At 67.8% G+C, this 13,499-nt stretch carries 15 protein-coding genes; 9 read left to right on the plus strand and 6 right to left on the minus strand.

The window, feature by feature from the left end:
* Nucleotides 1-22 precede the first annotated feature (22 nt).
* From truA to accD, 5 genes are all read left to right on the plus strand, one after another.
* Entirely contained in the window at nt 23-835 is an 813-nt protein-coding gene (gene truA / locus AC1DMS_RS11250; protein ID WP_012746562.1) for a tRNA pseudouridine(38-40) synthase TruA, read from the plus strand.
* Nucleotides 832-1,527: a phosphoribosylanthranilate isomerase gene (locus tag AC1DMS_RS11255; protein ID WP_018903261.1), complete on the plus strand. Its 696-nt coding sequence runs from the start codon at nt 832-834 to the stop codon at nt 1,525-1,527. The genes truA and AC1DMS_RS11255 overlap by 4 nt, the downstream gene beginning before the upstream one ends.
* 49 nt (nt 1,528-1,576) lie before the next feature.
* A complete protein-coding gene (gene trpB / locus AC1DMS_RS11260) occupies nt 1,577-2,854 on the plus strand; it encodes a tryptophan synthase subunit beta (protein WP_062362763.1) in 1,278 nt (425 codons plus the stop codon).
* 71 nt (nt 2,855-2,925) lie between these two features.
* Nucleotides 2,926-3,783 (plus strand): tryptophan synthase subunit alpha, encoded by an 858-nt coding sequence (gene trpA / locus AC1DMS_RS11265; protein WP_049808435.1) that lies wholly within the window; start codon nt 2,926-2,928, stop codon nt 3,781-3,783.
* Nucleotides 3,784-3,846: 63 nt separating this feature from the next.
* Nucleotides 3,847-4,719, plus strand: coding sequence for an acetyl-CoA carboxylase, carboxyltransferase subunit beta (gene accD, locus AC1DMS_RS11270; protein WP_012746558.1), 873 nt, complete (start codon nt 3,847-3,849; stop codon nt 4,717-4,719).
* A 12-nt stretch (nt 4,720-4,731) separates the two neighbouring features.
* Here accD and AC1DMS_RS11275 read toward each other — a convergent pair whose 3' ends face one another.
* On the minus strand, nt 4,732-5,292 hold the full coding sequence (locus tag AC1DMS_RS11275) for a YggT family protein (protein WP_012746557.1): 561 nt from the start codon (nt 5,290-5,292) through the stop codon (nt 4,732-4,734).
* Between the two features lie 49 nt (nt 5,293-5,341).
* Here AC1DMS_RS11275 and AC1DMS_RS11280 point away from each other — a divergent pair, with 49 nt between their 5' ends.
* The 4 genes from AC1DMS_RS11280 to AC1DMS_RS11295 all read left to right on the plus strand — a co-directional run bounded on the left by AC1DMS_RS11280 (nt 5,342) and on the right by AC1DMS_RS11295 (nt 9,475).
* Nucleotides 5,342-5,989 carry an LON peptidase substrate-binding domain-containing protein gene (locus AC1DMS_RS11280; protein WP_230537723.1) on the plus strand — a complete coding sequence of 216 codons (648 nt, stop codon included), beginning with the start codon at nt 5,342-5,344 and terminating at the stop codon, nt 5,987-5,989.
* 123 nt (nt 5,990-6,112) lie between these two features.
* Nucleotides 6,113-7,675: a lysine--tRNA ligase gene (gene lysS, locus AC1DMS_RS11285; RefSeq protein WP_478181005.1), complete on the plus strand. Its 1,563-nt coding sequence runs from the start codon at nt 6,113-6,115 to the stop codon at nt 7,673-7,675.
* Nucleotides 7,672-8,940, plus strand: a complete 1,269-nt coding sequence (locus tag AC1DMS_RS11290; RefSeq protein ID WP_478181006.1) for an Hsp70 family protein — start codon at nt 7,672-7,674, stop codon at nt 8,938-8,940. Before lysS ends, AC1DMS_RS11290 begins: the two co-directional genes overlap by 4 nt.
* Nucleotide 8,941: 1 nt before the next feature.
* On the plus strand, nt 8,942-9,475 hold the full coding sequence (locus AC1DMS_RS11295) for a M48 metallopeptidase family protein (RefSeq protein ID WP_478181007.1): 534 nt from the start codon (nt 8,942-8,944) through the stop codon (nt 9,473-9,475).
* A gap of 7 nt (nt 9,476-9,482) precedes the next feature.
* Here the strand turns inward: AC1DMS_RS11295 and nagZ are convergent, their stop codons facing one another.
* From nagZ to era, 5 genes are read right to left on the minus strand one after another with little or no spacing between them, the layout of a single operon-like run.
* The gene (nagZ, locus tag AC1DMS_RS11300; RefSeq protein WP_012746552.1) at nt 9,483-10,589 is read right to left on the minus strand and encodes a beta-N-acetylhexosaminidase; all 1,107 of its coding nucleotides are present in this window, start codon (nt 10,587-10,589) and stop codon (nt 9,483-9,485) included.
* On the minus strand, nt 10,586-10,978 hold the full coding sequence (gene acpS, locus AC1DMS_RS11305) for a holo-ACP synthase (RefSeq protein WP_012746551.1): 393 nt from the start codon (nt 10,976-10,978) through the stop codon (nt 10,586-10,588). The genes nagZ and acpS overlap by 4 nt, the downstream gene beginning before the upstream one ends.
* Nucleotides 10,979-10,991: 13 nt before the next feature.
* Complete coding sequence (locus tag AC1DMS_RS11310) at nt 10,992-11,756, minus strand: pyridoxine 5'-phosphate synthase (RefSeq protein ID WP_436287356.1); 765 nt, start codon at nt 11,754-11,756, stop codon at nt 10,992-10,994.
* Nucleotides 11,753-12,526: a DNA repair protein RecO gene (gene recO, locus AC1DMS_RS11315; protein ID WP_012746549.1), complete on the minus strand. Its 774-nt coding sequence runs from the start codon at nt 12,524-12,526 to the stop codon at nt 11,753-11,755. Before recO ends, AC1DMS_RS11310 begins: the two co-directional genes overlap by 4 nt.
* A gap of 1 nt (nt 12,527) precedes the next feature.
* The gene (gene era / locus AC1DMS_RS11320) at nt 12,528-13,493 is read right to left on the minus strand and encodes a GTPase Era (protein ID WP_018903253.1); all 966 of its coding nucleotides are present in this window, start codon (nt 13,491-13,493) and stop codon (nt 12,528-12,530) included.
* Nucleotides 13,494-13,499 lie beyond the last annotated feature (6 nt).

Below are 13,499 nucleotides of genomic sequence, written 5' to 3' on the forward strand. Positions count from 1 at the left end.
TTCCGCTGTTCTTCCTGAATTCGTGAGGCTGGCGCTAGGCATCCGCTACAACGGCCAGGCGTACGAGGGCTGGCAGAGCCAGCGTTCGGGCCGCACGGTGCAGGACAAGCTCGAAGCGGCGCTCGCCAAGTTCGCGGCGCAGCCCATCGGCACGCTGTGCGCCGGCCGCACCGATGCCGGCGTGCATGCGCTGATGCAGGTGGTGCACTTCGACACCACCGTCGAACGCGAGCCCTTCTCCTGGATGCGCGGCACCAACCGCTTCCTGCCCGACGACATCGCGGTGCAGTGGGCGCAGCCGGTGCCGGACGAATTCCATTGCCGCGCCAGTGCGCTGGCGCGGCGCTACCTCTACGTGCTGTCGCAGTCGCCCGTGCGGCCCAGCCTCGATTCGGGCCGGGTCGGCTGGTCGATGCATCCGCTCGACGGCGATGCGATGCGCGCCGCCGCCGCCCTCTTGGTGGGCAAGCACGACTTCAGCTCCTTCCGCGCCTCGGCCTGCCAGGCCCGCTCGCCGGTCAAGGACCTGCGGCGCATCGAGATCACGCGAGTCGGCAGCGGCGACCGCTGCCGCTGGCACTTCGAGTTCGAGGCCGATGCCTTCCTGCACCACATGATCCGCAACCTGATGGGCTGCCTCGTGCGCATCGGCCGCGGCGACGAACGGCCCGAATGGATCACCGAAGTGCTCGAGGCGCGCAGCCGCAAGGTGGCGGCGCCCACCTTCTCGGCCAACGGGCTGTATTTTCTCGGGCCGTTGTACGACGCCAAGTGGGGTCTGCCGGCCGAGGCCACGCTGCAGGCCGGCGGCGCTCCTTATGATGGGCCGCCATGACTGCCGCTCCCCGCACCCGCATCAAGATCTGCGGCCTCACGCGCGAGGCCGACGTGGATGCCGCGATCGAGGCCGGCGCCGATGCCATCGGCTTCGTGCTCTACGCGAAAAGCCCCCGCGCCGTGACGGCCGAGCGCGCCGCCGAACTCGCCTCGCGCCTGCCGCCCTTCATCACGCCGGTGCTGCTGTTCGTGAACGAGGATGCTCCCAAAGTCATAGCAGCGCTTTCCCGCGTGAAGGGCGCGATCGCGCAGTTCCACGGCGAAGAAACGCCCGAACAGTGCGAGCAGGCCACCGGCCCGGGGCGCTTTCGCTACATGCGCGCGGCCCGTATTCCGCTGGGCGCCGCCGGAGCCGGCTTCGACCTCGTAAAATACGCGTCCGATTACTCCCACGCCCAGGCCATCCTGCTCGACGCCCATGTCGAAGGTTATGGCGGTGGCGGCAAGGCATTCGATTGGTCACTTCTTCCACCCGCCGTCGACGCTCACCTCGTCTTGAGTGGTGGGCTCACACCTGCAAACGTGAGCGATGGCATTCGCATCCTGCGGACGCGCTGCAAGACGCTGTCCGTTGATGTGAGCTCGGGCGTCGAAATCGACGGTCCCGGGAACAAGGGCCTGAAGGACGCCGGAAAGATCCGGCAATTCGTCGCCGCCGTCAGGGCCGCCGACGCCTCCTTCTCCAGTTAGCCGCCGCACCCGATCGTGATTTCGGGCTGCGGCCCAACGATCGAGAACCATGCGAACCAACTACCAGCAACCCGACGCCACCGGCCACTTCGGCAACTACGGCGGCACCTTCGCGAGCGAGACGCTCACCCACGCGATCAACGAGCTGCGTGACGCCTACGCGAAGTACAAGGACGATCCGGCCTTCCTCGCCGAATTCCACTACGAACTCAAGCACTTCGTCGGCCGCCCCTCGCCGGTCTACCACGCGGCGCGCACCAGCCGCGAGATGGGTGGCGCGCAGATCTACCTCAAGCGCGAAGACCTCAACCACACCGGCGCCCACAAGATCAACAACGTGATCGGCCAGGCGATGCTCGCGCGCCGCATGGGCAAGCCCCGCGTGATCGCCGAAACCGGCGCCGGCCAGCATGGCGTGGCCACCGCCACCATCTGCGCGCGCTACGGCCTCGAATGCGTGGTCTACATGGGCAGCCAGGACGTGAAGCGCCAGAGCCCCAACGTCTACCGCATGAACCTGCTCGGCGCCACCGTGGTGCCGGTGGAGTCGGGCAGCAAGACGCTGAAGGATGCGCTCAACGAGGCCATGCGCGACTGGGTCACGAACGTGGAGAACACCTTCTACATCATCGGCACCGTGGCCGGCCCGCATCCCTACCCGACCATGGTGCGCGACTTCCAGAGCGTGATCGGCACGGAGTGCATCGACCAGATGCCCGCCATGCTCGCGGCCCAGGGCATCACCGGCGAGGCCGAAGGCCGGCAGCCCGACGTGGTGGTGGCCTGCGTGGGCGGCGGCAGCAACGCGATGGGCATCTTCCATCCCTACATCCCGTTCGAAGGCACGCGCCTGATCGGCGTGGAGGCCGCGGGCGAGGGGCTCGACAGCGGCAAGCACTCGGCATCCATCCTGCGCGGCAGCCCCGGCGTGCTGCACGGCAACCGCACCTACCTGCTGCAGAACGAGGACGGCCAGGTGACCGAAACGCACAGCATCAGCGCCGGCCTCGACTACCCCGGCGTGGGCCCCGAGCACGCCTACCTGGCCGACATCGGCCGCGCCGAGTACGTCGGCATCACCGACACCGAGGCACTCGAAGCCTTTCACTACCTGTGCCGCACCGAAGGCATCATTCCGGCCCTCGAATCGAGCCACGCCGTGGCCTACGCCATGAAACTCGCCAAGACCATGCGGCCGGACCAGTCGATCCTCGTGAACCTCTCGGGCCGCGGCGACAAGGACATCGGCACCGTCGCCGACCTGTCGGGTGTCGACTTCTACGACCGGCCGTCGATGCGCGGCCTGAGCGTGAAGGGAGGCAAGTGATGAGCACCGCAGGACCGCTCCAAGGTGCGAACGCCCCCTCGGGGGGCAGCGCAGCACACGAAGTGGCGAGCGTGGGGGCCCGCGCTGGCCGCATTGCCGCCACCTTCGACGCGCTGAAAAAAGACGGCCGCCGCGCCCTGATTCCCTACGTCACCGCCGGCTTCCCCTTTGCCGACATCACGCCCGAGCTGATGCACGGCATGGTCGAGGCCGGCGCCGACGTGATCGAGCTCGGCGTGCCGTTCTCCGACCCGATGGCCGATGGCCCCGTGATCCAGAAGGCCGGCGAGGCCGCGCTGGCGCTGGGCGTCGGCATGAAGCAGGTGCTCGCCATGGTGGCCGCCTTCCGCCAGAAGGACGCGGCGACGCCCGTGGTGCTGATGGGCTATGCGAACCCGGTCGAGCGCTACGACCTCGTGCATGGCAAGAAGGCCTTCATCCGCGATGCGTCGGCTGCAGGCGTCGACGGCCTGCTGGTGGTCGACTACCCGCCCGAGGAGTGCGAGGCTTTCGCCGCCGACCTCAAGGCGGCGGGCATCGACCTGATCTTTCTGCTCGCCCCCACCAGCACCAGCGAGCGCATGGCGCAGGTTGCGCGCATCGCGAGCGGCTATGTCTACTACGTGTCGCTCAAGGGAGTGACGGGCGCCGGCCACCTCGACACCGAGGCGGTCGGCCAGATGATCCCGCGCATCCGCGAGCACGTGAGCATCCCGGTGGGCGTGGGCTTCGGCATCCGCGACGCGCGCACGGCACAGGCCGTGGGTTCGGCCGCCGATGCGGTCGTGATCGGCACCAGGATCATCCAGCTGATCGACGGACAGCCGCGCGAGAAGGTGGTGCCTGCGGTGCGCGAATTCCTCGCCGGCATCCGCGAGGCGCTCGACGCCCTGCCGGCGGCTACCCCCAAGAACGCGGCTGGCCGATAATCGCTGCTGCCCTCACCCAGCCCCTCTCCCGCACGCGGGCGGGGGGAGCTAAATCGGAGTCCTATGAGCTGGCTTGAAAAACTGCTACCCGCCAAGATCGCACAAACCGACCCGTCGGAGCGCCGCCAGGTGCCCGAGGGCCTGTGGATCAAGTGCCCCGCCTGCGAGACCGTTCTCTACAAGACCGACCTCGAACACAACCAGAACGTCTGCCCGAGCTGCAGCCACCACCACCGCATCGGCGCTCGCGCGCGGCTCGATGCCTTCCTCGACGCCGAGGGCCGCTACGAAGTCGGCCAGGAAGTGCTCCCGGTCGACGCGCTCAAGTTCAAGGACAGCCGCAAGTACCCCGAACGGCTCAAGGAAGCGCTCGAGAACACCGGCGAGACCGACGCCCTGGTCGTCATGGGCGGCTCGGTCCACAGCATCAGCGTGGTCGTGGCCTGCTTCGAATTCGAGTTCATGGGCGGCAGCATGGGCAGCGTGGTCGGCGAGCGCTTCGTGCGCGGCGTCGAGACGGCCATCGAGCAGAAGGTGCCGTTCATCTGCTTCACCGCCACCGGCGGCGCCCGCATGCAGGAAGGCCTGCTCTCGCTGATGCAGATGGCCAAGACCAACGCGGCGCTCACGCGCCTCGCCAAGAAGGGCCTGCCCTACATCAGCGTGCTGACCGACCCGACCATGGGCGGCGTCTCGGCCGGCTTCGCCTTCGTGGGCGACGTGGTCATTGCCGAACCCAAGGCGCTGATCGGCTTTGCCGGCCCGCGCGTGATCGAATCGACCGTGCGCGTGACCTTGCCCGAAGGCTTCCAGCGCGCGGAGTTCCTGCAGACCAAGGGCGCGATCGACTTCATCAGCGACCGCCGCGAGCTGCGCAAGACCATTGCGAGCACGCTCGCCATGCTGCTGCGCCAGCCGGCCGACGCGGTCAGCTGAACGAAAGACCGATCAGGCACCCAGCTGGTAAGCCAGCACCAGCAGGTTGCCCAGCACGATCGCAATCACCTGCAGCACCACGATCGCGGCCAGGGGCGACAGGTCCACGCCGCCGATCAGCGGGATGAACCGGCGGAACGGCCGCACCAGCGGCTCGGCCAGCCGCGAGATCAGGTCGAGCAGCATCGGCGACGCGCCCGGTATCCACGACAGCACGGCATAGACCACCAGCAGCGCCGTCAGCCCCGACACCGCGAGCTGCAGCAGCCCCACCAGCGAAACGAGCGGCAGGGTGGCAATCCGGCCCAGGTTGCCGATCAGGAGCCACAGCAGCAGGAACTTGGCCAGCACGAGCAGCCAGGCCGCGATGGCGCTCGCCAGGTCCCAGCGCTTCACCGGCGGCACGATGCGGCGCAGCGGCAGCACGATCCAGTCGGTGATCGCGAATATGAAGCGCCCGAGCGGATTGCCGAAAGGCACGCGGTGGTACTGCATGTAAAGGCGCAGCAGGCAGGCGCCGCCGAGCAGGCCGACGATCACGTCGAGAAGGAACGAGGGGATCTGGTAGAGCATGGGGCGTGGTCGTGAGGGGAATGCGATGATAGCCATGCAAGGTTCATCGATGACCACACAGCCCCTTTTGCATTCACTGCCATTGTTCCCGCTCGGCACGGTCCTGTTTCCGGACGGCGTGCTCCCGCTGCGTATTTTCGAAGTACGTTATCTCGACATGATCGGCAAATGCCGCAAGGCCGACGCGCCCTTCGGCGTGGTCAGCCTCACGAGCGGCAGCGAGGTGCGCAAGGCCGGCGCCGAGGCGGAGAGCTTCGCGGCCGTCGGCACGCTGGCGGTCATCCGCGAATTCGATTCGCCGCAAAGCGGCCTGCTGCAGATCGAATGCGTCGGCACGCAGCGCTTCCGGGTCCGCGCCGCCGAACTGCAGAAATACGGCTTGTGGGTTGCCGAAGTCGAGGCCGTGGCCGAAGACACGGCGCTCGAAATTCCAGGGGACCTCCAGCACACCGCCACGGCGCTGCGGCGCCTCGTCAATACCCTCGAAGAACGCCGCCGCGCGCAGGGCGCCGAGGCCCTGCGCCTGCCCGTCGGCGAGCCCTACCGCTTCGACGATTGCGGCTGGGTGGCCAACCGCTGGTGCGAACTGGTGCCCATGCAGCTCGAACTGCGGCAGCGGCTCATGGAGCTCGACAGTCCGCTGATGCGGCTCGAGCTGGTCAGCGATCTGCTGGCACGTGCGGGCATCACTGAATAGATTGCTACTTCTTTCATAGCGTTTCGAGCAGGATTGGCGGGCACTGGAGGCCGGTTCCGTTTGCACCCGATCGGCTAAAATGCCGGGTTGCGCTCGCTTTTGTTGCGCCCCCACCCGCACTTCATGTCCGACCACCTGATCCCCTCCATTCCCACGCCCGCCGCAGCTCCGGCCGCCGCGCCCGCCGTCGACGACAACCAGCTCATCGCGGAGCGCCGCGAAAAGCTCAAGCTGATGCGCGCCGCCCAGGCCGAGGGCAAGGGGGTCGCGTTTCCGAACGACTTCAAGCCGGGCCACCGCGCCGCCGCGCTGATCGAGGCGCATGGCGCCGCCGATGCCGAAGCGCTCGAGGCGCAGGCCGTTGCCGTGAGCGTGGCCGGCCGCATGATGCTCAAGCGCGTGATGGGCAAGGCCAGCTTCGCCACGGTGCAGGATGCCACCAGCCGCATCCAGCTCTACGTCACGCGCGATGCCATCGGCGAGGAAGCCTACGCCGAGTTCAAGCGCTGGGACCTGGGCGACATCGTGGGCGCCGAAGGCACGCTGATGAAGACCAAGACCGGCGAGCTGTCGGTCAAGGTCACCAAGCTGCGCCTGCTCACCAAGAGCCTGCGCCCGCTGCCCGACAAGTTCCACGGCATGGCCGACCAGGAGCAGAAGTACCGCCAGCGCTACGTCGACCTGATCACCGACGAAACCGCCCGCGTGCGCTTCACCGCGCGCAGCAAGGCCGTGAGCGCGCTGCGCGAATTCATGGTGGGCCACGGCTTCCTCGAAGTCGAGACGCCGATGCTGCACCCCATTCCCGGCGGCGCCAATGCCAAGCCCTTCAAGACGCACCACAACGCGCTCGACCAGGAGATGTTCCTGCGCATCGCGCCCGAGCTCTACCTCAAGCGCCTGATCGTCGGCGGCTTCGAGCGCGTGTTCGAGATCAACCGGAGCTACCGCAACGAGGGCATCTCGGTGCGGCACAACCCCGAGTTCACGATGATGGAGTTCTACGCGGCCTACTGGAACTACCGCGACCTGATGGACTTCACCGAGACGCTGATCCGCACCATTGCCGACAAGGCCGTGGGTACGCAGCAGCTCACCTACCAGGGCAAGCCGGTCGACCTGACCCAGCCCTTCGAGCGCCTGACGATCCGCAAAGCCATCCTCAAGTACACGGAAGCCGGCACCGGCGTCGACGACAGCGCCTGGCTCATCAACGCCCTGCGCAAGCTCGGCCTGAGCGAAGAAAAGGACAAGCTCTCGCAGCGCAGCCTCGCCAGCCTGCAGGTCATGTACTTCGAAGAGACGGTGGAAGAGAAGCTCTGGCAGCCGACTTTCATCATGGAGCACCCGACCGAAATTTCGCCGCTCGCGCGCGCCAACGACGAGCGCCCGGAGGTCACCGAGCGCTTCGAGCTCTACATCACGGGCCGCGAGTTCGGCAACGGCTTCAGCGAGCTCAACGACGCCGAGGACCAGGCCGCGCGCTTCAACGCGCAGGTGGCCGCCAAGGACAGCGGCGACGACGAGGCCATGTTCTACGACCACGACTTCGTGCGCGCCCTCGAATACGGCATGCCGCCCACCGGCGGCTGCGGCATCGGCATCGACCGGCTGATGATGCTGCTGACCGATTCGCCGAGCATCCGCGACGTGATCCTGTTCCCGGCGCTGCGCAGGGAATCTTGAGCGTGAAGTTACCGTCGTCGCTGCCGACGATCGGCATCGACTTCGGCACCTCCAATTCCGCCGTGGCCTGCCGGGTCGACGGCGCGGCCCGGCTGCTGCCCATCGAAGGCGCAGCCACCACGCTGCCGACCGCGATCTTCTTCAACGCCGAAGACCGCACGACGCATTTCGGCCGCGAGGCCATCGGCCAGTACCTCTCGGGCACCGAAGGGCGCCTGATGCGCTCGCTCAAGAGCCTGCTCGGCAGCGCGCTGATGCAGGAGAAGACCGCCATCTATGACGGCCTCGTGAGCTTCGAGGACATCATCGCGCGCTTCCTGCGCGAACTGGCCGTGCGGGCGGGCCGCGAACTGGGCCGGGTGCCGGAGCGCGTCGTCATCGGCCGGCCCGTGCACTTCGTCGATGACGATTCCAAACGGGATGAACGCGCGGAAGAAAGCCTGCGCCACGCGGCCCGAGCAGCCGGGTTCCGCGACATCGCCTTTCAGCTCGAGCCGATTGCAGCGGCCTTCGACTACGAACAGCGCGTTGCGAAGGAATCGCTGGTGCTGATCGTCGACGTCGGCGGCGGCACCTCCGACTTCACCGTCGTGCGCGTCGGCCCGGAGCGCGCCGCGCGCGAGGACCGCAGCAGCGACGTGCTGGCCACCAGCGGCGTGCACATCGGCGGCACCGACTTCGACCAGCGCCTGAACCTGGACCGCGTCATGCCGGAATTCGGCTTTCGCCACACGGGCGTGCAGGGGCGCGAAGTGCCGAGCAAGGTGTTCTTCGAGCTTTCGTCCTGGCACCTGATCAACTGGCTCTATGCGGCCAAGGCGGTGCGGCAGGCCAAGGACCTGCGCACGAGCTACAGCGACACGCGGCTGCACGACCGGCTGATGACGGTGCTGGAAGAGCGCCATGGCCACCGCATTGCGAGCGAGGTCGAGCAGGCGAAGATCGATGCCTCGGTGAACGATGCGCCCACCGCCATCGACCTCTCGTGCGCCGAGCCGGGGCTGGCCGCCTCGCTCTCGCCCGCCGACATGGCGCAGCAGCTTTCCCCGCTGCTCGAGAACGTGGTTGCCTGCGCGCATGCCTGCGTCAAGCGCGCAGGGCTGCGCAGCGGCGACCTCGACGCCATCTACCTGACGGGCGGCTCCTCGGCGCTGCGGCCGTTCCAGCAGGCCTTGCGCAGGAGCTTCGCGGGCGTCAACCTGGTCGAGGGCGACCTGTTCGGCGGCGTGGCTACCGGGCTCGCCTGCGCGGGACCGGTGGCATGAAATGAAATATCTCGCGGGCTACCCATCCGCGCTGCTGGCGCAGGTGCAGCAGCTGGTCGCCACCGAAGGGCTCGCGCCGCTGCTGCGCAAGCGCTATCCCGGCCCGCTTCACGAGGTGCAGACGGACCGTGCGCTCTACGACTACGTGAGCGAGCTCAAGAGCGATTTCATGCGCAAGGCCCCGCCGCTTTCCAAGGTGGCGTTCGACAGCAAGCTGCATGTGATCCGCAATGCGCTCGGCACCCACACCACCGTTTCGCGCGTGCAGGGCAGCAAGCTCAAGACCAAGCGCGAGATCCGGGTGGCGAGCCTGTTCAGGGAAGTGCCGCTGGAATGGCTGCGCATGATCGTGGTCCACGAGCTCGCGCACATGAAGGAGCGCGACCATGACAAGAGCTTCTATGCGCTCTGCGAGCACATGGAGCCGGACTACCACCGGCTCGAATTCGATGTCCGGCTGTACCTGACGCACCTGGATTCGGGCGGCGAGCGGCTGTGGGCAAGTTCGCTGCCGGCGCCGGGCGCCGCGCCGTAGCCGTCCCTCAGGCGCCCTGTCGAGGCGCCGCAAGCCCGGCCTGCGCAAGCACTTGCCTCGCCTGCCGATAGCCCGCCGAATCGGCGAGCGCGTTCCAGCCGAGCGGCGGCGTTTCCGGCAGCAGCGCCCGGCGGCGCGCCTCGCTGTTCGCATCGGGCTGCCAGCGCCCCGCACTGGCCGCGGCGGCAAAGCCGTCGAGCAGTTCGTCGAGCGGGCGGCCATCGCCGATGCTCTGGTTGCACAGCATCGCCAGGTCGCAGCCCGCATCGAGTGCCGCCAGCGCGGCATCGGCATAGCTCAGCAGCTCGCCGTCGATGTAGCGCCCTGCTTCCATGCTCAGGTCATCGCTGAAGATGGCGCCATCGAAACCGAGCCTGCTGCGCAGGATGTCCTCCAGCCACCTGGAAGAAAAGCCCGCGGGCCGCTTGTCGACCTTCGGATAGATCACGTGCGCCGGCATCACTGCGGTGAGCGTGCCCGCGAGCCAGTCGTAGGGCCGCGCATCGTCGGCCAGGATGGCCTTGAGGCTGCGCCGGTCGACCGGGATTTCCACATGCGAATCGGCGGTGACGAAGCCGTGCCCCGGAAAGTGCTTGCCGCAGTTGCGCATGCCCATCTGCAGCATGCCGTGCATCAGGCTCTTGGCCAGCAGCGCCGCCACGCGCGGGTCGCGGTGGAAGCTGCGGTCGCCGATCACGCTGCTGCCGCCGTAATCGAGGTCGAGCACCGGCGCAAAGCTGAAGTCGACGCCGCAGGCGCGCAGTTCGGCGGCAAGTACCTGGCCGGCGGCGGTGGCCGCCTGCGTGGCGCGCATGGCGTCGCGCATCCACAGCTCGCCGAGCGCGCGCATCGAGGGCAGGCGCGTGAAGCCGTCGGTGCGAAAGCGCTGCACCCGGCCGCCTTCATGGTCCACGCAGATCAGCAGGTCGGGGCGGATCGCCTTGATCTCGGCATTGAGCGCGCTCATCTGCGCACGGTCCTGCCAGTTGCGGGCGAAATGGATCACGCCGCCGACCAGCGGATTGGCGATGCGCCGGCGGTCGGCGTCGTTCAGTTCGGTCGCCGCCACGTCGATGATCAGCGGCGCGTGGGTACGGGCGGGCCCGGCGGTCATAGTTTCTCCACCACCACGAAGCTCGCGGCGTATTCGGTTTCGTCGGTCACGGTGACGTGGGCCGTGAGGCCGCGGGCCTCGAACCACTCCTTGAGCTCGCCATGCAGCACGATGACGGGCTTGCCGCTGCGCAGGTTGGCGATCTCGCACAGGCGCCAGCTCATCGGCATGCGCATGCCCAGGCCGATGGCCTTGCTGAAGGCCTCCTTGGCGGAAAAACGCGTGGCGAGATAGCTCAGGCCGCGCTTCGGCCAGCGTTCGCTGCGGGCCTTCCAGACCGCGAATTCCGCGTCGCTCAGCACCCGGTGGGCAAAGCGCTCGCCTTGGCGCTCGAAGGTTGCTGCGATGCGCCGCAGATCGCAGATGTCGGTACCAATGCCGTAGATCATGCCGCTGCAGCGCTCACTGCGCCTCTTGGATGCAGCGCAGGTATTCCTTGGTGGTGGCGGCGTAGCCGAGTTCGAGCGCATCGGCGATGAAGGCATGCCCGATCGACACCTCCTGGACGCCGCGCACCGCACGCAGGAACGGCGTGAGGTTGTCGCGGCTCAGGTCGTGGCCCGCATTGAGGCCGAGGCCCGCCGCCTGCGCCGCGCGGGCGGCTTCGACATAGCGCGCCAGCACGGCCTGCTCGTCCGGCGTGCCGCGCGATGAGGCATAGCCCTCGGTATAGAGCTCGACACGGTCGGCGCCCACCGCCTTGGCCGCGGCCATCATCTCGGGAATGGGGTCCATGAAGAGGCTCACGCGCACGCCCAGCGCCTTGGCTTCGGCAATCAGCGGGCGCAGCCGCTCGGCGTCTTCGGGGAAGCTCCAGCCATGGTCGCTGGTCGACTGGGTTTCGCTGTCGGGCACGAAGGTGGCCTGGTGCGGCTTCAGCGCGCGCACGAAGTCCATCAGGTTGTGGAAGGGGTTGCCTTCGATGTTGAACTCGATCGCGGGCCAGTCCCTGGCCAGCAGCGCGGCCAGGTCGCTCACGTCGTGCGGCCGGATGTGGCGCTCGTCGGGCCGCGGGTGCACGGTGATGCCCTGCGCTCCGGCGGCAAGGCAGGCCTTGGCGGCGGTGAGCACGCTCGGAATGCCGAGATGGCGCGTATTGCGCACCAGGGCCACCTTGTTGAGGTTGACCGACAGCGAGGTGGTAGCGGATTGGCCGGAAGTGCTCATAGGGCTTGCAAATCTCTCATCATCTGCCGCGTGCGCAGCGTGGACACACCGCAATGGTAGTTGAGCAGCGCGCGCAGCTGGTTCCTGAGGGCGCTGTTGCTGCCGGCGTTCATGGTGGCGATCTCGCGCAGCGTGGCCGTGAAGGGCGCGCGGTCGTCGAGCACGCCCTGCAGCGACTGCCAGTCGGCACCGGACAGCGCCGCCTCGCCTTCGGCCGCCAGCCGCAGGCCGGCTTCGGGCACCAGGGTGTAGCGGGCATCGGCCACGAGCGGCTCGAGCGTGAGGGTCTGCACGTCGAGCGACGGCAGGAGGCCCACTTCGCGCAGCAGCAGCAGCTCGAAGGCGCGCAGCGCCGCGGCCTGGGTGGCGGCCTGCGCGCCGGCATGGTCGCCGGCCAGCACCTGGACCACGCCCGCATAGGCATCGAACAGCGCCTCGTGGGCATCGTCCCGCGCCAGCAGGCGCAGCAGCAGTTCGTTGACGTAGTAGCCCGAGAGCAGCGCCTCGCCGGTCGGCATGACGTGGCCGCCCATCCACTCGGCGCCCTTGAGCGTGCGGATCTCGGCGTCGCCGCCGTAGTTGAGCTGCAGCGGCTGCAGCGGCAGCAGCACCGGCCTGAAATTGGAACTCGGCCGCTTCGCCCCCTTGGCCACCAGCGCGATGCGCCCGTGGTGGCGGGTGAAGACCTCGAGGATCAGGCTCGACTCGCTCCAGTCGTAGCGATGGAGCACGTACGCGGGTTCGTGCGAAACGCGGTGGGCAGCGGCCACTTCATTCGTAGCCGAACGAACGCACGCGGGCCTCGTCGTCGGCCCAACCCGAGCGCACCTTGACCCACAGTTCGAGGAACACCTTGGCGTCGGCCAGCTTTTCGAGCTCGACGCGGGTTTCCATGCCGATGCGCTTGATGCGCTCGCCCTTGTCTCCGATCACCATGGCCTTGTGGCCGTCGCGCTCCACCACGATGGTGGCGGCGATGCGCAGCAGGCGCTTCTGGCCCTTTTTCTGCGGCGGCTCTTCCTCGAACTTGTCGATGATCACGGTCGAGGTGTAGGGCAGTTCGTCGCCGGTCAGGCGGAACAGCTTTTCGCGCACCAGCTCGCCCGCGAGGAACTTCTCGCTGCGGTCGGTGAGCTCGTCCTCGGCATAGAACCAGGGCTGCTCGGGCAGGTACTTCTCGCAGATGCCGAACAGGCGCTCGACATCCTTGGCATTCTTGGCCGACATCGGCACGAACTCGGCGAAGGAGTGCTTCGCCTGCATGGTCTGCAGCCAGGGCGCGATGTCGCCGCGGCGATGCACGTTGTCGAGCTTGTTGGCGAGCAGCACGGTCGGGATGCCCTTGCCGAGCAGCTTGAGCACCCGCTCGTCGGCCGGCGTGAAGCTGCCGGCTTCCACCACGAAGAGGATCAGGTCCACGTCGCCGACCGCGCCCTGCACGGTCTTGTTGAGCGACTTGTTGAGCGCGTTGGCATGCAGGGTCTGGAAGCCCGGCGTGTCGACGAACACGAACTGCGTGGCGCCCAGCGTGCGCATGCCCGTGATGCGGTGCCGCGTGGTCTGCGCCTTGCGCGAGGTGATGCTGATCTTCTGCCCCACCAGCGCATTGAGCAGCGTCGACTTGCCCACATTGGGCTTGCCGACGATGGCGATCAGGCCGCAGTGCTGTGGGCCGCTTGCGCCCGTATCGCCCGCCGGGCCCTGGGATTCTGCTGCTGAATTGATAGCGTCGTTCATTCTGAT

It is taken from the genome of Variovorax sp. 05T418 (assembly GCF_056396385.1).